Genomic DNA, 17,664 nt, shown 5'->3' on the forward strand with positions numbered 1-17,664 from the left:
CATGTTTCTTTCGATCGGGTATTTCAACCCGATCGGAACATGCGATAGGACAACGCGGCTTCGGTACGACGAAGCCAGAGACAACGAACAGGGCGAGTGTCCTGTTTGGACAGGAACCCGGGGGATCCCCAATGCTGAGTGGACTAGAGGCGGCCTTTTTCTACCTCTTCGCCTTTGTCGCGGTGGCATCGGCGTTCATGGTCATTTCGTCGCGCAACCCCGTGCATTCGGTGCTGTTCCTGATCCTGACCTTCTTCAACGCCGCCGGCCTGTTCATGCTGACCGGCGCCGAATTCCTGGCGATGATCCTGCTCGTCGTCTATGTCGGGGCGGTCATGGTGCTGTTCCTGTTCGTCGTCATGATGCTCGACGTCGACTTCGCCGAGATGAAGGAGGGAGCCCTCCAATACGCGCCGATCGGCGCGCTGGTCGGGCTGATCCTGGCGGCGGAGCTGATCATCGTGCTGGGCGGCTACACATTCGCCCCGAAGCTCGCCGCGACGGTCGCAAAGCCCATCCCGGATCTCGCCGCGCGCTCGAACACGGCAGCGCTCGGCGACATCCTCTATACCGACTACCTCTACTACTTCCAGATTTCGGGCCTCATCCTGCTGGTTGCCATGATCGGCGCCATCGTCCTGACGCTGCGCCACAAGGAAGGGGTCAAGCGGCAGTCGATCGCCGCCCAGGTCGGCCGCACGGCGGCGACCGGCATGGAAATCCGCAAGGTCAAGTCGGGCGAAGGAGTCTGAGATGGTCGTCGGCATCGCACATTATCTGACCGTATCGGCTGTTCTGTTCACGCTCGGCGTGTTCGGCATCTTCCTCAACCGCCGCAACATCATCGTCATCCTGATGTCGGTCGAATTGATCCTGCTCGCGGTCAACATCAACTTCGTCGCCTTCTCGGCGGCGCTCGGCGATCTGGTCGGCCAGGTGTTCGCGCTGTTCGTGCTGACGGTCGCGGCGGCTGAAGCCGCCATCGGACTTGCCATTCTCGTCGTCTTCTTCCGCAACCGTGGCTCGATCGCGGTCGAAGACGTGAACACCATGAAGGGTTGACGGGGCGACTATGTATCAAGCGATCGTCTTCCTTCCACTGCTCGGCTTCCTGATCGTCGGCCTGTTCGGCAACGCGCTCGGTGCCAAGGCATCCGAATACATCACCTCCGGCTTCCTGGTGATCGCGGCCGTGCTGTCATGGGTCGCCTTCTTCAGCGTCGGTTTCGGCCATGGCGAGGTGTTCACCGTGCCGGTGCTGCACTGGATTCAGTCCGGCGGGCTGGACGTCTCCTGGGCGCTGCGGATCGACACGCTGACGGTGGTGATGCTGGTGGTGGTCAACACCGTGTCGGCGCTGGTTCACATCTATTCGATCGGCTACATGCACCACGATCCGAACCGGCCGCGCTTCTTCGCCTATCTGTCGCTGTTCACCTTCGCCATGCTGATGCTGGTGACGGCTGACAACCTCGTGCAGATGTTCTTCGGCTGGGAAGGGGTGGGCCTCGCGTCCTACCTGCTGATCGGCTTCTGGTACAAGAAGCCATCGGCCAATGCCGCGGCAATAAAGGCCTTCGTCGTCAACCGCGTCGGCGATTTCGGTTTCGCGCTCGGCATTTTCGGCCTCTTCGTGCTGTTCGGCTCGGTCAATCTCGGCACCATCTTCGCCAATGCGGCGACGTTCATTCCCGCTGAAGGCGCGCCACAGGGTGCCGCCGCGCTCACCTTCCTCGGCCATGCGCTCGACAAACAGGCGGCGATGACCGTCGTCTGCCTGCTCTTGTTCATGGGCGCCATGGGCAAGTCGGCGCAGGTGCCGCTGCACACCTGGCTCCCCGACGCCATGGAAGGCCCGACCCCGGTGTCGGCACTCATCCATGCCGCCACCATGGTGACGGCCGGCGTGTTCATGCTGGCGCGGCTGTCGCCGCTGTTCGAGCTGTCGCATTCGGCGCTGACGGTGGTGACCTTCATCGGCGCCTTCACCGCATTCTTCGCCGCGACCGTCGGTCTCGTCCAGAACGACATCAAGCGCGTGATTGCCTATTCGACCTGCTCGCAGCTCGGCTACATGTTCGTGGCGCTCGGCGTCGGCGCCTACGGCGCGGCGATCTTCCACCTGTTCACGCATGCCTTCTTCAAGGCGCTGCTTTTCCTCGGCTCGGGCTCGGTCATCCATGCCGTCTCCGACGAGCAGGACATGCGCAAGATGGGCGGCTTGAGGAAGCTGATCCCGACCACCTACTGGATGATGGTGATCGGCACACTGGCGCTGACCGGCGTCGGCATTCCGGTGACCGTCATCGGCACCGCCGGCTTCTTCTCCAAGGACGCCATCATCGAGACGGCCTTTGCCGGGCACAATTCGGTTGCGGGCCTGGCCTTCGTGCTGTTGGTGATCGCCGCCGGCTTCACCTCCTTCTATTCCTGGCGGCTGATCTTCATGACCTTCCATGGAGAGCCGCGGGCGAGCCACGAGGTGATGCATCACGTCCATGAATCGCCGCCGGTGATGCTGGTGCCGCTGTTCATCCTGGCGGCCGGCGCTTTGTTTGCAGGCATCATCTTCCACGGCGCCTTCATCGGCGAGGGCTATGCCGAATTCTGGAAGGCGTCGCTGTTCACCCTGGCGGACAACCATATCCTGCACGAAATCCACGAATTGCCGCTGTGGGTCGAGCTATCGCCCTTCATCGCCATGCTGATCGGCCTGGCATTGGCCTGGAAGTTCTACATCCGCTCGCCGGAAATGCCGGTCGATCTCGCCGGGCGGCACCGCGGGCTCTACGCCTTCCTGCTCAACAAGTGGTACTTCGACGAGCTCTACGACTTCCTGTTCGTGCGGCCGGCCAAGCGCCTCGGGTCCTTCCTGTGGAAGACCGGCGACGGGACCATCATCGATGGCCTGGGGCCTGACGGCGTTTCGGCCCGCGTCGTCGACGTCACCAACCGCGTCGTCAAGCTGCAGACCGGCTACCTCTACCACTATGCCTTCGCCATGCTGATCGGCGTTGCCGCACTCGTCACCTGGATGATGCTCTGATGACCGCTTGGCCAATCCTCTCGCTGGTCACCTTCCTGCCGTTGGTTGGTGTGCTGCTGATCCTGTTCATCAACGATGACAGCGAAAACGCACGCCGCAACATCCGCGCCATCGCGCTGTTGACCACGACGTTCACATTCATCATCTCGCTGTTCATCTGGACCGGCTTCGACAATTCGCAGGCTGGCTTCCAGTTCGTCGAAAAGGTCGCCTGGCTCGACTCCGGCATTTCCTACCATATGGGCGTCGACGGCATTTCCATGCTGTTCGTCATCCTGACGACCTTCCTGATGCCGCTTTGCATCCTGGCGTCGTGGGAAGCGATCGAGAAGCGCGTCAAGGCGTACATGATCGCCTTCCTGCTGCTGGAAACGCTGATGATCGGCGTGTTCTGCGCGCTGGACATTGTGCTGTTCTACGTCTTCTTCGAGGCCGGCCTGATCCCGATGTTCATCATCATCGGTGTGTGGGGCGGCAAGCGGCGCGTCTACGCCTCGTTCAAGTTCTTCCTCTATACGCTGGCCGGCTCGGTGCTGATGCTGCTCGCCATCATGGCGATGTTCTACCAGTCCGGCACGACCGACATTCCGACGCTCCTGACGCACAGCTTCCCGGCCAACATGCAGACCTGGCTGTGGCTTGCCTTCTTCGCCTCCTTCGCGGTGAAGATGCCGATGTGGCCGGTGCACACCTGGCTGCCCGACGCACACGTCGAGGCGCCGACGGCCGGTTCGGTCATCCTGGCGGCCATTCTCTTGAAAATGGGCGGGTACGGCTTCCTGCGCTTCTCCTTGCCGATGTTCCCGCTGGCGTCCGAAATGTTCGCGCCGCTGGTGTTCACGCTGTCGGTCGTCGCCATCATCTACACCTCGCTGGTGGCGCTGATGCAGGAGGACATGAAGAAGCTGATCGCCTATTCGTCGGTCGCCCATATGGGCTTCGTCACCATGGGCATCTTCGCCATGAACCAGGAAGGCGTGCAGGGCGCGATCTTCCAGATGCTCAGCCACGGCCTGGTCTCGGGCGCGCTGTTCCTCTGCGTCGGCGTCATCTATGACCGCATGCACACGCGTGAGATCGCCGCCTATGGCGGCCTCGTCAACAACATGCCGAAATACGCCACCGTGTTCATGGTCTTCACCATGGCCAATGTCGGCTTGCCGGGCACGTCAGGCTTCGTCGGCGAGTTCCTGACCATGCTCGGCGTGTTCCGGGTCAACACCTGGGTGGCGTTCTTCGCCGCCACCGGCGTCATCTTGTCGGCCGCCTATGCGCTCTGGCTCTATCGCCGGGTGATTTTCGGCGCGCTGACCAAGGACAGCCTGAAGGGGCTGCTCGACCTGTCGACCCGCGAGAAGGCGATCATCTATCCGCTGGTCGTGCTGGTCATCTTCTTCGGCGTCTATCCCGCACCCGTCTTCGACGCGACGGCCCAGTCGGTCAAGTCGCTCGTCACCAATGTCACCGCATCCATCGGCGCCGCGCAGACCGCGGCGGCGAACTGACCCAGGGGTTTTGCGAACCATGACGCCGGACCTTCTCTCCAGCCTGTCGCTCTCGACGCCCGAGCTGATCCTTGCCATCGGCGCGCTCGCGCTGCTGATGGTCGGGGCCTATTCGCGTTCCAAATCCGCAAGTACGGTGACCGGCCTTGCCGTGGCCGTGCTGGTGATCGCAGGCGCCTGGCTGATCTTCCACGCAGGGCAGGGCAGCGCCTATGGCCACGCCTTCATCCAGGACTCCTTCGCCCGCTTCATGAAGGTGCTGGCCCTGGTCGGCTCGGCGGTGACGCTCATCATGTCGATGCGCTTTGCCAAGGCGGAGCGTTTCGACAAGTTCGAATATCCGGTGCTGATCCTGCTTTGCACGCTCGGCATGATGCTGATGATCTCGGCCAACGGCATGATCGGGCTCTATCTCGGCCTCGAACTGCAGTCGCTGGCGATCTATGTGCTGGCGGCGATCAACCGCGACAATCTGCGTTCGACCGAAGCCGGCCTGAAATATTTCGTCCTCGGCGCGCTGTCCTCGGGCATGCTGCTCTACGGCATCAGCCTGGTCTACGGTTACACCGGCAACACCGGTTTCCAGGAGATCGCCACCGCGCTGGGCGGCGGCGAGCGCCAGCTTGGGCTCGTTTTCGGCCTCGTCTTCGTGCTGGCCGGGCTTGCCTTCAAGATCTCGGCGGTGCCGTTCCACATGTGGACGCCGGACGTCTATGAGGGCGCGCCGACCCCGGTGACGGCTTTCCTGGCGGCGGCCCCCAAGATGGCGGCGATGGCGCTGATCGTGCGCGTCACCATGGGCGCGTTCAAGCCGATCGCTTCCGACTGGCAGCAGATCATCGTCTTCATCTCGATCGCCTCGATGGCGCTTGGCGCCTTCGCAGCGATCGGCCAGACCAACATCAAGCGGCTGATGGCCTATTCCTCGATCGGCCATATGGGTTACGCGCTGGTCGGCCTTGCCGCCAACAGCCAGGCCGGCGTGCGCGGCGTCGCGATCTATATGCTGATCTACCTGGTGATGACGCTCGGCACCTTCGCCTTCATCCTCGCCATGCGGCGCAAGGAAGGCAATGTCGAACAGATCAGCGATCTCGCCGGCCTGGCGTCGACCAACCCGGTCATGGCGACGATCCTGACCATCCTGATGTTCTCGCTGGCCGGCATTCCGCCGCTCGCCGGCTTCTGGGGAAAGTGGTACGTCTTCCTCGCCGCCATCAACGCCAATCTCTATGCGCTGGCGATCATCGGCGTGCTGGCCTCGGTGGTGGGCGCCTACTATTATCTGCGCATCATCAAGATCATGTGGTTCGATGAGCCGGTCGGCGGCTTCGTGCCGATGGCCAGCGAATTGCGTGTCGTGCTCGGCGTCAGTGGCGCCTTCGTGCTGTTCTATGTGCTGATCGGCGGGCCGATCGGCACCTATGCCGAAGCCGCCGCCAAGACATTTTTCTGACGGGATGGCATTTCGGCTGGCTCCAACCTCGGCGTCGGAAGGGTTCCGGCTCGAGGCGCATGACAGTGTCGGCTCCACCAACGCGCTGGCGCTGGACCATGCCCGCGCCGGCGACCCCGGCAAGCTCTGGGTCGTTTCCAAGAAGCAGGAAAGCGGGCGCGGCCGGCGTGGCCGGGCCTGGGCAACGCCGGAAGGCAATCTGGCGGCGACGCTGCTCGTCATCACCGGCGGCGAACTGCGCCTTGCCGCGACGCTCGGTTTCGTCGCCGGGCTGGCACTGGCCGCCGCGCTCGACGCGGTGGTGCCGAAGGGCCGCATTTCCGTAGGCCTCGACGGCGCGAGCCAGGGACAGAACCGCTTCGAGTTGAAATGGCCGAACGATGTGCTGGCGTCCGGGGCCAAGCTGGCCGGCATCCTGCTGGAGTCGGCGATGCTCGACGGTGGCCGCTTCGCGGTGGCGGTCGGCATCGGCGTCAATGTGGTGGCGCACCCGCAGGATTTGCCCTATCCCGCGACATCGCTTCATGCATTGGGCGCTGCCTGCGATGCCGAGACGCTTTTTCTGGCGCTGTCGGATGCCTGGAGCGAGAATGCCCGCCTTTGGGACGAAGGACGAGGCCTTGCCGCGATCAGAAAGCGCTGGCTGGCCCGTGCCGCGGGCCTTGGCGGCGAGGTTGCTGTCAGAATTGACGGTAATGTGGTGCGTGGCGTGTTCGAGACCATTGACGAGGACTGCCGTTTCGTGATCCGCGACGATGAGGGGGCTGTTCTGACGGTCGCCGCCGGCGATGTTCATTTCGGTGCGGTCGCGTCCGCGCGGGTTTAGTTTTGTTTTTTGGGCAATTCCGGACTGAAAACCGTTAGACACCTTTGCCGGAATTGCTTTAACGGCTTGGCCTGAGGGCCAGGAAGGGAAAAATCATGGCGAAAGCGGACAACGCCGAACTCGTCTTCGTGCCGCTCGGCGGTGTCGGCGAGATCGGCATGAACTTCGCCCTCTACGGCTACGGCCCGCCGAGCGCGCGCGAGTGGATCGTCATCGATGTCGGCGTCACCTTTCCCGACGCGGCGCATCCGGGCGTCGACCTGATCCTGCCCGACACGCGCTTCATCGAGGAGAACCTCGCCAATCTGCGCGGCATCATCATCACCCACGCGCATGAGGACCATTACGGCGCGCTGCTCGACACCTGGCCGAAGCTGAAGGCGCCGGTCTGGATGACGCCGTTCAGCGCCGGGCTGCTGGAAGCCAAGCGGCAGGGCGAGCAGGGCGCGCCGAAGATCCCGCTGACGATCTACCGGGCGGGCGAAAAGTTCACTGTCGGTCCCTTCGAGATCGAAGCCATTCCGGTGGCGCACTCGATTCCCGAACCCATGTCGCTGGCGATCACGTCGCCTGCCGGCACCGTCATCCATACCGGTGACTGGAAGATCGATCCGGAACCGACGATTGGACCCAAGACCGACGAGGCGCGGTTCCGCGCCTATGGCGACAAGGGCGTGCTGGCGCTGATCTGCGATTCGACCAATGCGCTGCGTGAAGGCGAGTCGCCTTCGGAAGTGGCGGTGGGCGAGGGCCTGAAAGGCGTCATCCAGGCCGCCAAGGGCCGCGTCGCCGTCACCACCTTCTCCTCCAATGTCGGACGTATCGTCTCGATCGCCAGGGCAGCGCGCGATGCTGGCCGCCAGTGCCTGGTGCTCGGCCGCTCGCTGAAGCGCGTCATCGATGTGGCTGACGAGCTTGGTTATATGGACGGGCTGCCGGAGTTCATCGCCGAGGAGGATTTCGGCTTCATCCCGCGCGAGAACCTGGTCATCATCTGCACCGGCAGCCAGGGCGAGCCGCTGGCGGCGCTGGCGAAACTGTCGCGCGAGGAGATGAAATCGGTGTCGCTGACGGCGGGCGACACGGTGGTGTTTTCCTCGCGCACCATTCCCGGCAACGAGAAGGCGATCCTCGAAATCAAGAACCGCCTGATCGATCTCGGCATCAAGATCATCGAGGACGGCGACGCACTGGTACACGTCTCCGGCCACCCGCGACGCAGTGAACTGCGCAAGATGTACGAATGGGTGCGTCCGCAGATCGGCGTTCCCGTGCATGGCGAGGCCGCGCATCTGGTGGCGCAGGGTTCGCTGATGTCGACCTCTGGCATCGGCCAGGTGGCGCAGGTGCGCGACGGCGACATGCTGCGGCTCGCGCCAGGTCCCGCCACCATCATCGACCAGGTGCCGTTCGGCCGCGTCTACAAGGACGGCAATCTGATCGGCAGCGATCAGGCGATGGGTATTCGCGACCGGCGCAAATTGTCCTTTGCCGGTCATGTCGCGGTCAATGTCGTGCTCGACGAGAAGTACGAGCTGGCCGGCGATCCCGATCTGGTGGCAATCGGCGTCGCCGAGGCCGATGCCCGAGGCGAGACGCTCGAGGACCTGATGATAGACGCGGCCGTAGGCGCGGTCGATTCGATCCCCCGTCAGCGCCGCAAGGACCTCGACCTCGTGCAGGAGGCGGTGCGCCGCGCGGTGCGCGGCGTGGCCAACGAAGCCTGGGGCAAGAAACCGCTGGTGACGGTTTTCGTCACCCGCTGAAGGCGGCGGCGGCTGGTCAGACGTTCAGCTGATAGCTGACCGGAATCCAGCGAAAGGACCCGCCTGTCTGCCCGACATGGCCCAGGCCCGGAAACGGCATGTGATGGCCGGCGACGAGCAGGCGCCGCTCCGCAGCCATGTTCAGCAGCCGCTTGCGGGTTTCGACCGCCTTTTCCTTGTCGTCGTCGAAATCCGCATGCCACTCCGGACGCTGGATGGACACGACATAGTGCAGGAAAGCGTCCGACCAGATCAGCAATTGCTGTCCGCTGCTTTCGACCAGGAATGCCAAGAGCCCGGGAGAGTGACCGGCCGCGTCGATGGCAGTGATGCCCGGCACCACTTCGTCTCCAGGCGCGATGAATGTCGCGTGGTCGGCCAGGCCGGTGCAAATCCGCCTGAACAGATCACGATTGGCCAACCTTGCCGAGCGCACCGCATTTCCTTCGGTCCAAAAGGCGAACTCGGCCGCGCCGAATACGTATCGCGCTCGGCTGAAGACAGGTTGGCCATTCCTGACCAGCCCGCCAATGTGGTCCGGATGCCCGTGCGTGATGACCACCACGTCGATGTCATCGGGGCCGAGCCCAAGGGTTTGCAGGCAGTCCGGGAGTGAACCGCCGTCATCTCCGCAGCCTGTGTCAAACAGGATTTTCAGAACCGGTGTCGATCAGCGTCGGGATGAAGCAATGCTCGTAGCGATCCTGGTCGATGAAGTTCGAGGCCGCGAGTTCGAGCACCGCAGCCGGCGGCTGCCCGGCCGCGAAGGCCGATGCAAGCTCGTCCCTGATGTCGACGGCATCGAGCAAGGCGGCAACTTTGAACGACCCGAGATCGAAGGTAAAAACACGGGGGCGGGCAGAGCTGATTCCAGACATCGCCGTTTGTACTTCGCCGATATCGGTTGGAACAGGTGCGACAGTGCGCGCTTCCCGAATGGCTGTTGATCGCGGCTGATTTAACGTATGACGCCAGTCATTGGATCTGGGAGAAAGAAGCTCGCACATGCTCGGACGGCTGAACCATGTCGCGCTTGCGGTGCCGGATCTGGCTGCCGCCATTGCAGCTTACCGCAACACGCTCGGCGCCGAACTGACCGAGCCGCAGGCTTTGTCGGAGCATGGTGTCACCGTGGTGTTCGTCAATGTCGGCAACACCAAGATCGAATTGCTGGAGCCGCTTGGCGAGGGCTCGCCGATCGCGGCATTCCTAGCAAAGAACCCGTCAGGAGGTATGCATCATCTCTGCTACGAGGTCGACGACATCCTGGCGGCGCGCGACCAGCTCAAGGCCGCCGGCGCCCGCGTGCTTGGCGACGGCAATCCCAAGATCGGTGCGCATGGCAAGCCGGTGTTGTTCCTGCATCCGAAGGATTTCTTCGGTACGCTAATCGAACTGGAGCAATCATGAGCTGGGTCTCGTTCACCGCCCTGTTTTTCGCGACCTGGTGGGTGGTGCTGTTTGCCGTTCTGCCGTTCAGCGTCAAGACGCAGGACGATGATCACGACGTGACGCTGGGCACGGTTCCGAGCGCGCCGCGCGGGCCGCATATGTTGCGTGCCGTGATCCGCACCACCATCGCGACGGCGATCCTGATGGGCATTTTCTACGGTCTGACGCACGGGCTGGGATACAGCCTCAACGACATCCCGCACATCGTGCCGGATTTCGGCCAGACCCCAGCGAAGTAGAGAGCCGGCAAGTCCTTTCGACCACATCGAGCATCGGATGCTGATTGGGATGCTGCCGCGTTTTCGCCGCCGAACGTCTGGTGACGTAAGGTCACGCAACCTTGCAACTTGCGGCGCTAACCAGATGATTGCACAAAAAAAATGCAAGGCACGAGGCCTTGCAATTAAACGCGTCCGATCTGTTTCCGTTATCCGGCGGCAGCGAGTAACCGCGCCTAGATCGCATCCTCCCAAGACTTTGACCGCGTAGGAGGGCAGATTTTTCTCCGCCCTCTCGGTTATCGGGGCACATTAGCCCAACGGAAATGAAAATGTCACGAAGAATTTTGCCTTGAAACGGGCATTCTCGTGTTGCACTGCACAATAGTGCGGCAGGCTTTGCTTTTGAAACGAACAGGCGAGTTCGACAGAGCCTTTGCGGCATGTTCGCAATTGACGCGCGCAAAGAATTGGCGGCTAGACCCGAAGACGTTCGGCGCGTTCCATTGTCGGCGCTGACTGATCCGGAAGCGAGGGATTCCGGGCCGGAAGGGGGTGATGTATAGGGATGGCCGGGTTTCCATTCCGTCATGAAATCGCTATGAAGCCGGGGCAAGCAAGCCTGCGCCGCGCCGATTCTGGCGTGGCCATTCTCATTCACGGACCAGTCCATGCGTTTGTCGCGCTATTTCCTGCCTATCCTCAAAGAAAATCCGCGCGAGGCCGAAATCGTCTCGCATCGGTTGATGCTACGCGCCGGCATGATCCGCCAGCAGGGGCAGGGCAGTTTTTCCTGGCTGCCGCTGGGCAAGCGGGTGCTGGACAAGGTCTGCAAGATCATCCGCGAGGAGCAGAACCGCGCCGGCGCGCTGGAGATTCTCATGCCGACCATCCAGTCGGCCGATCTGTGGCGCGAGAGCGGGCGCTACAACGACTATGGCAAGGAGATGCTGCGCATCAAGGACCGCCAGGACCGCGACATGCTCTACGGACCGACCAACGAGGAGATGGTCACCGAGATTTTTCGCGCTTACGTCAAGTCCTACAAGGACCTGCCGCTCAACCTCTACCATATCCAGTGGAAGTTCCGTGACGAGGTGCGGCCGCGCTTCGGCGTGATGCGTTCGCGCGAATTCCTGATGAAGGACGCCTATTCCTTCGATCTCGACTTCGAGGGCGCGCGAGCCGCCTATAACAGGATGTTCGTCTCCTATCTCCGGACCTTCACCCGCATGGGCCTGCAGGCAATCCCGATGCGGGCCGACACCGGGCCGATCGGCGGCGATCTCAGCCACGAATTCATCATCCTGGCCGACACAGGCGAGAGCCAGGTCTTCTGCCATCGCGATTATCTGTCGCTTGCCGTGCCCGGCGCGAACACGGACTTCGCCAATGACGGCGAAATTGCCGATATCGTCAAGACGTGGACGACGCCTTATGCCGCGACCGACGAGATGCATGACGAGGCGGCCTGGGAGAAGGTTCCGACAGGCGACCGGGTCTCGGCGCGCGGCATCGAGGTCGGCCATATCTTCCACTTCGGCGAGAAATACTCCAAGCCGATGGGCGCCAAGGTGACCGGGCCCGACGGCAAGGATCATTTCGCCTCGGGCGGCTCCTACGGCATCGGCCCGTCGCGGCTGGTCGCGGCGATCATCGAGGCCAGCCACGACGAGAACGGCATCATCTGGCCCGAAGCGGTGGCGCCGTTCGATATCGGCCTGATCAACATGAAGGCGGGCGACGCCGACTGCGATCGCGTCTGCGACGAACTCAATGCCGCCTTCACCGCCGCCGGCAAGGATGTGCTTTACGACGATACCGACCAGCGGCCGGGCGGCAAATTCGCCACCGCCGACCTGATCGGCCTGCCCTGGCAAGTGATCGTCGGACCGCGCGGCGTGGCCGCCGGCGAGATCGAGATCAAGAATCGCAAGAGCGGCGAGCGCGTGACGCTGCCGATCGCCGACGCGAAAAAACGCTTCGGTGTCGCCGCATGAGCGAGGCGGCGGCAGCGAGATCGGCCGGCGCCGGCCCTTTTTCCATCTTCGAACGCACGGTTGCGTGGCGCTATTTGCGTTCGCGGCGCAAGGAGACGGTGATCTCGGTGATCGCCTCGATCTCCTTCCTCGGCATCATGCTGGGCGTTGCCACGCTGATCGTGGTGATGGCCGTGATGAACGGGTTCCGCGCCGAGCTTTTGACGCGCATTCTCGGCGTCAATGGCCATCTGATCGTGCAACCGCTCGATTCGCCGCTCGAGGACTATGCCCAGGTCGCCAGCCGCATCAACGGTGTGGCCGGGGTCAAATACGCCATTCCGCTGATCGATGGCCAGGTGCTGGCGCAAGGCAATGTCGGCGGCGGCAGCGGCGCGCTGGTTCGCGGCATCCGGGGTGAAGACCTCGGCAAGATCGCCATCGTTGCCAGCAACATCAAACAAGGCTCGCTCGACGGCTTCGATACGGGCGACGGTGTCGCCATCGGCAAGCGGATGGCCGAGAATCTTGGCCTGACGCTCGGCGATACCATCACCTTGATCTCGCCGGACGGCGATGTGACGCCGCTCGGCACCACGCCGCGCATGAAGGGTTACAAGATCGCGGCGATCTTCGAAGTCGGCATGTCGGAGTATGACAGCTCCATCGTCTACATGCCGTTCTCCGAGGCGCAGCTCTATTTCAACATGGACGGCCGGGCGCAGACCATCGAGATCTATGTCGACAATCCCGATGATGTCGACGCGCTGAAGCCGAAGGTGGAGGAGGCGGCACAACGCCCCATCGACCTGGTCGACTGGCGCCAGCGCAACGAGACCTTCTTTTCTGCCCTGCAGGTCGAGCGCAACGTGATGTTCATGATCCTGACGCTGATCGTGCTGGTGGCGGCGCTCAACATCATTTCCGGACTGATCATGCTGGTGAAGGACAAGGGGCATGATATCGCCATCCTGCGCACCATGGGCGCCTCGCGCGGCGCCATCCTGCGTATCTTCCTGATGACGGGTGCGGCGATCGGCGTGACGGGCACGCTCGCCGGCGTGCTGCTCGGCGTCTTGATCTGCACCAACATCGAATCGATCCGCCAGTTCTTCTCCTGGATGACCGGCAAGGTGCTGTTCAATCCGGAGCTGTATTTCCTCAGCCAGTTGCCGGCCAAGATGGATCCACGCGAGACGACCTATGTCATCATCATGGCGCTGGCGCTGTCCTTCCTGGCAACGGTGTTTCCAGCGTGGCGGGCGGCCCGCCTCGATCCGGTCGAAGCCTTGAGGTACGAGTAGTGGCCGAGGTCATTATCGAGCTGAAGAGCGTCGAGCGGCACTACGTCCAGGGGCCGCGCAAGCTCACCATCCTGAACGGCGCCGACTTCTCGCTGCGGCGCGGTGAGATGGTGGCGCTGGTAGCCCCTTCGGGCTCCGGCAAGTCGACGCTGCTGCACACGGCGGGGCTGCTGGAGCGTCCTGACGCCGGAGACGTGATCCTGTCCGGACGCGCCTGTGGCCGGCTGTCCGATGACGAGCGCACCTCGATCCGCCGCAACGATGTCGGCTTCGTCTACCAGTTCCATCATCTGTTGCCGGAGTTTTCCGCGCTGGAAAACATCATGATGCCGCAGCTGATCAAGGGGCTGCCGCGCAAGGAAGCGGGCGAGCGCGCGGCGCAACTGCTCGACTACATGCAGATCGGCAAGCGGGCGTCGCACCGGCCATCCGAGCTGTCCGGCGGCGAGCAGCAGCGCGTCGCCATTGCACGCGCGGTCGCCAATGCGCCGCTGGTGCTGCTCGCCGACGAGCCGACCGGCAACCTCGACCCGGTCACCGCCTCCTATGTGTTCGAGGCGCTGGAGGCGCTGGTGCGGCAATCGGGGCTCGCCGCGCTGATCGCCACCCACAATCATGAACTGGCATCGCGCATGGACCGGCGTGTCACGCTGGCCGACGGCAAGGTGGTGCCGCTGTAAGGAACGGTTCTCACCCGGCATGTACCGCGCGGGGGTAGCTTAGAATCGCCAGTGAGCGTTCATTGCGATCAGAGTGGACGATATCGCGCTCGTCGCCAGGATGAACAACCAGATTACAAGGTTGCGAGAGAGGCGTCGCCGGCGGCCTTGTCGCATGCGCTTTCGCCAACGGTCACCTTGATTCGCGCCTCCGTACTTCCCCATATCCATCGCCCGGCAGTGCCCCAGCCCAAGAATTATTGCTTCGGCCACGCTTTAATACAAGCGCGCGCTAATCCTGATCTCCAGGACTGGAAGCCTACGCCGCCGCGCTTTCAGCATCGTCTCGTGGCGAACGATTAACCTTTCGCTAACCGTGCAAAATTCCCCGCCTATCGCTCTATCCCCTAGCGATTGACATTGGAACAAAATTAGAACAAATTGGAAACATATCCACAACAGGAGAGAGTTATGACCGATCTGGTTCAGGATGTCATCTCGCTGGTTTGCATGAGTGCGTTTCTTGTTTCCATGGCGATCTGGATCGGAGCCATGTGAGTTGGCGGCGTCTGCCATCGCTGTTTCCCGATGGCCCTAAGCCGCTCCGCCGTTAAGCTTTTCTTGCCGCCGCGACGTTAGGGTGCGTCTCCAGGCAGGGAGCAGCGTCCAGGTGTCGCCCATCGTCACGGCCATTCTCGTGGCCAGCAATCTCGGACTGATCTTTCTCTTGATGACCGTGCCGCTTGGTTTGCGCACGGTCCGGTCCAGCCGCATTGTGGCAATGGACCGGCAGCGCCTGTGGCAGGCGCTGTGGCCGCTTGGCAGCGATGCCGGCTGGTCCGGCGAGATCCTGTCGGCGCAGCCGCTGGACGAAGAGGGCGTGGCTCGCATCATGCTGTCGTGGGAAGGCCGCGACGGCAAGCCGATAGAGCGCAGGGCGCGGTTTGAAGATGTCGTCGAGGGCAGCCGCTTCTCGATGCGGGTGATCGAGGATACCGCGCTCGATGGCTCGTTCTGGAAGGATTATGGCGAGACCGCCGAGCTGGTTTCGGAGGGCAGCGGCACACGCGTGACGCTCAGCCGGACCGACCGGTATCGCGGCGTCGCCTTCCTGGTGTTCCGCTACTTCGCCATGCGCCGCGAGCTTTCCAAGCTGCAGCGCTGGGCAAGGACCGGGCAGTACCGCAAGGGCGGCTGGTTCGAGCATCCGCTGAGCCAGGTCGGCTTTGCCGTGCTATCGGCATTGCTCCTGTGGCCGTTCTTCGGCCTCCACCTCGGCGGGCTGGCGCTGGCCGCGATCCTGACGTCGGTGGTGGCATTGCACGAACTCGGCCACATGGCGGCGTTCCGGCTGGCGGGCCATCGCAGGGCGCGGATGATCTTCATCCCGCTGCTTGGCGGCATCGCCATTGGCGGACGACCCTACAACAGTCGTTTCGAAGTGGCCTTCGTGGCCTTGATGGGGGCGGGGTTCTCCGCCTTCCTGGTGCCGATCGTCATCGCCGCCAGCGTGCTTGCCGGCAACGAGGGTCACAAGGCTGCCGCCGCGCTGCTGGCCGCCCTTGCAGGCTGCGCTGCCCTGTTCAACATCGCCAATCTGGTGCCGGTGTGGAAATTCGACGGCGGCCAGGTGCTGCGCCAGATCTGCCCAGGGCCGGTGGTCCTGGCGCTGGCGTCCTTCTCGCTGCTTTCGGCCTTTCTGGCGCTTGGCTGGCGGGCTGGTTTTTCCTCGGGCTTCCTGCTGGCGGCCGGTGCGGTGTTTTCGATCCTCAGCCTGCTCACCGTCGGCAGCGGGGTGAAGCCGCGTCACGAACTGGAGCCGATCGGCACCCTCGACCGTTTCGTCATCGCAGGCGCCTTGCTGGCGGTGTTCGCCATCCATGGCTGCGGCGTGCTATGGGCTTCCGCCCAACTGATCTAAGGGCGCTCGGAACCCACAGCTTTCGACTCGGCCTGACCTGAATCTCAATACACCTTATGCAGTTCCCAGGCCGACAGTGTCAGCCGGCCTTGCGCGAAGCTTCGGCGGGCAAGGCCGTCGCGGGACCGAACACGTCCTCGAAAGCGGATTTCAGTGCCAGGTCGAGATCGGCCATGGTCAGGAGCAGGCCGAGATCGACGAGGCTGGTGACGCCGTGGTCCTGCACGCCGCAAGGAACAATGCCGCCGAAATGGGCGAGGTCCGGCTCGACATTGATGGCGATGCCGTGAAAGCTCACCCAGCGCCGCAGCCGGATGCCGATCGCCGCGATCTTGTCCTCGGCCGGCGCACCGTCCCGCAGCGCAGGGCGATCGGGCCGCACCACCCAGACACCGACCCGGTCCTCGCGGCGCTCGCCGCGCACGTTGAAGGCGGCGAGCGTGCCGATGATCCATTGTTCGAGCGCGGCAACGAAGGCGCGCACGTCCTCGCGCCGACGCTTCAGGTCGAGCATGACATAGGCAACCCGCTGGCCGGGCCCATGATAGGTGTATTCGCCGCCGCGTCCTGCCGAAAAGACCGGAAAGCGGTCCGGCTCGATCAGGTCCTCGATGCGGGCGCTGGTGCCGGCGGTGTAGAGCGGCGGATGTTCGACCAGCCAGACGATCTCGGCGGCAGCTCCGCTGCGGATCGCCTCGGCGCGCGCCTCCATGAAGGCAAGCGCGTCGGGATAGGCGGTAAGGCCGGGTTCGACCAGCCATTCGACCGGCGCCGAACCGGGCAAGGGCAGGAATGACGTGGCGATCTGGCTGCGTTCAGTCATGACGTATCGCTTTGCTTATCCATGTCACGGCCCCAAAACCGCCTTGCCCTTTTGGGCGACATGCCTTTGGCCTCCATATGGCGATATCGGGCGCAAACGTCCAGTTCGGGATGCTCATTGCAATCCTGTGGAACGTTATGCCAATTGCCTGACATTATTGCTCGCCACGCACTTGTTTCGCCGGAAACGATTTGCTACACGCCGCGAGCCGGTCGGTTCCGGCTCCTACCACGTGCGGTCGTGGCGGAATTGGTAGACGCGCAGCGTTGAGGTCGCTGTGGGGCAACCCGTGGAAGTTCGAGTCTTCTCGACCGCACCAGTATTTCCTGAGGCAAGCCTTCGGACGTCTTGAAATGACCTCCTGCAATCTGGCGATCATCAGATCCTGAGTATGGCGCCGGCCTGCTATAAGGGCCGGATCTCGGTTCCACTCGGCAGATCAAAGGTCACGACGAGGCCGCTTGGCTGGTTGTCGTGCAACTCGATCTTGCCGCCGTGCCCCTGGATGATATCCGCTACGACGGAAAGGCCGAGCCCGAAGCCGTGCTTCGAGGCAACGCCGCGTGACATGTCCTCCTTGAAGAACGGTTCGAACACGCGCGAGCGCGCTGTCATGGAAATGCCCGGCCCATCGGGAGGCAGTAGGAGCACCGATGCCTGGACTATTTCAGGTGAAAATGGCTGCATGCATGAAGTGATCTTAAGTTTT

The 17,664-nt window shown here is 63.0% G+C and carries 17 protein-coding genes and 1 tRNA gene; 14 read left to right on the forward strand and 4 right to left on the reverse strand.

All coding sequences use genetic code 11. The features are described 5' to 3' along the window. Positions 1-131 precede the first annotated feature (131 nt). From EN845_RS15800 to EN845_RS15830, 7 genes are all read left to right on the forward strand, one after another. Positions 132-752: an NADH-quinone oxidoreductase subunit J gene (locus tag EN845_RS15800; RefSeq protein ID WP_127871580.1), complete on the forward strand. Its 621-nt coding sequence runs from the start codon at positions 132-134 to the stop codon at positions 750-752. 1 nt (position 753) lies between these two features. Continuing rightward, positions 754-1,062: an NADH-quinone oxidoreductase subunit NuoK gene (gene nuoK / locus EN845_RS15805; RefSeq protein ID WP_127276500.1), complete on the forward strand. Its 309-nt coding sequence runs from the start codon at positions 754-756 to the stop codon at positions 1,060-1,062. Positions 1,063-1,072: 10 nt separating this feature from the next. Beyond that, positions 1,073-3,046 carry an NADH-quinone oxidoreductase subunit L gene (gene nuoL / locus EN845_RS15810; RefSeq protein ID WP_127871579.1) on the forward strand — a complete coding sequence of 658 codons (1,974 nt, stop codon included), beginning with the start codon at positions 1,073-1,075 and terminating at the stop codon, positions 3,044-3,046. After that, positions 3,046-4,551, forward strand: a complete 1,506-nt coding sequence (locus tag EN845_RS15815; RefSeq protein WP_127276496.1) for an NADH-quinone oxidoreductase subunit M — start codon at positions 3,046-3,048, stop codon at positions 4,549-4,551. Before nuoL ends, EN845_RS15815 begins: the two co-directional genes overlap by 1 nt. Positions 4,552-4,570: 19 nt before the next feature. Further along, positions 4,571-6,007: an NADH-quinone oxidoreductase subunit NuoN gene (gene nuoN, locus EN845_RS15820; protein ID WP_127871578.1), complete on the forward strand. Its 1,437-nt coding sequence runs from the start codon at positions 4,571-4,573 to the stop codon at positions 6,005-6,007. Between the two features lie 4 nt (positions 6,008-6,011). Next, positions 6,012-6,833 carry a biotin--[acetyl-CoA-carboxylase] ligase gene (locus EN845_RS15825; RefSeq protein ID WP_127871577.1) on the forward strand — a complete coding sequence of 274 codons (822 nt, stop codon included), beginning with the start codon at positions 6,012-6,014 and terminating at the stop codon, positions 6,831-6,833. A gap of 95 nt (positions 6,834-6,928) precedes the next feature. Beyond that, complete coding sequence (locus tag EN845_RS15830; RefSeq protein WP_127871576.1) at positions 6,929-8,599, forward strand: ribonuclease J; 1,671 nt, start codon at positions 6,929-6,931, stop codon at positions 8,597-8,599. Between the two features lie 16 nt (positions 8,600-8,615). Here EN845_RS15830 and EN845_RS15835 read toward each other — a convergent pair whose 3' ends face one another. Next, the gene (locus EN845_RS15835; RefSeq protein WP_348631099.1) at positions 8,616-9,257 is read right to left on the reverse strand and encodes an MBL fold metallo-hydrolase; all 642 of its coding nucleotides are present in this window, start codon (positions 9,255-9,257) and stop codon (positions 8,616-8,618) included. Further along, entirely contained in the window at positions 9,241-9,606 is a 366-nt protein-coding gene (locus tag EN845_RS36105) for a hypothetical protein (protein ID WP_245511751.1), read from the reverse strand. The genes EN845_RS15835 and EN845_RS36105 overlap by 17 nt, the downstream gene beginning before the upstream one ends. Here EN845_RS36105 and mce point away from each other — a divergent pair. The 6 genes from mce (at position 9,605) to EN845_RS15870 (ending at position 16,132) form a co-directional block, all read left to right on the forward strand. Next, entirely contained in the window at positions 9,605-10,009 is a 405-nt protein-coding gene (gene mce, locus EN845_RS15840) for a methylmalonyl-CoA epimerase (RefSeq protein WP_127276488.1), read from the forward strand. The two genes, EN845_RS36105 and mce, sit on opposite strands and share 2 nt — an antisense overlap. Further along, a complete protein-coding gene (locus EN845_RS15845; RefSeq protein ID WP_127276486.1) occupies positions 10,006-10,290 on the forward strand; it encodes a DUF1467 family protein in 285 nt (94 codons plus the stop codon). The genes mce and EN845_RS15845 overlap by 4 nt, the downstream gene beginning before the upstream one ends. Positions 10,291-10,940: 650 nt before the next feature. Further along, the gene (proS, locus tag EN845_RS15850; protein WP_127871575.1) at positions 10,941-12,269 is read left to right on the forward strand and encodes a proline--tRNA ligase; all 1,329 of its coding nucleotides are present in this window, start codon (positions 10,941-10,943) and stop codon (positions 12,267-12,269) included. Then, positions 12,266-13,552 carry a lipoprotein-releasing ABC transporter permease subunit gene (locus tag EN845_RS15855; protein ID WP_127871574.1) on the forward strand — a complete coding sequence of 429 codons (1,287 nt, stop codon included), beginning with the start codon at positions 12,266-12,268 and terminating at the stop codon, positions 13,550-13,552. The genes proS and EN845_RS15855 overlap by 4 nt, the downstream gene beginning before the upstream one ends. Beyond that, on the forward strand, positions 13,552-14,232 hold the full coding sequence (locus EN845_RS15860; RefSeq protein WP_127279562.1) for an ABC transporter ATP-binding protein: 681 nt from the start codon (positions 13,552-13,554) through the stop codon (positions 14,230-14,232). Before EN845_RS15855 ends, EN845_RS15860 begins: the two co-directional genes overlap by 1 nt. 649 nt (positions 14,233-14,881) lie before the next feature. Beyond that, on the forward strand, positions 14,882-16,132 hold the full coding sequence (locus EN845_RS15870; RefSeq protein WP_127279564.1) for a site-2 protease family protein: 1,251 nt from the start codon (positions 14,882-14,884) through the stop codon (positions 16,130-16,132). Positions 16,133-16,211: 79 nt separating this feature from the next. Here the strand turns inward: EN845_RS15870 and lipB are convergent, their stop codons facing one another. Next, positions 16,212-16,955, reverse strand: a complete 744-nt coding sequence (gene lipB, locus EN845_RS15875) for a lipoyl(octanoyl) transferase LipB (RefSeq protein WP_127279565.1) — start codon at positions 16,953-16,955, stop codon at positions 16,212-16,214. 234 nt (positions 16,956-17,189) lie between these two features. Between lipB and EN845_RS15880 the strand changes: the two genes are divergently transcribed. After that, positions 17,190-17,274 (forward strand) — tRNA-Leu (locus EN845_RS15880). Between the two features lie 86 nt (positions 17,275-17,360). On the opposite strand, the gene EN845_RS15885 is transcribed toward EN845_RS15880, so the two are convergent. Continuing rightward, a complete protein-coding gene (locus EN845_RS15885; RefSeq protein WP_281040977.1) occupies positions 17,361-17,642 on the reverse strand; it encodes an ATP-binding protein in 282 nt (93 codons plus the stop codon). Between the last annotated feature and the right edge of the window lie 22 nt (positions 17,643-17,664).

The sequence above is a fragment of the Mesorhizobium sp. M8A.F.Ca.ET.202.01.1.1 genome (genome assembly GCF_004791595.1).
Taxonomy (GTDB): domain Bacteria; phylum Pseudomonadota; class Alphaproteobacteria; order Rhizobiales; family Rhizobiaceae; genus Mesorhizobium.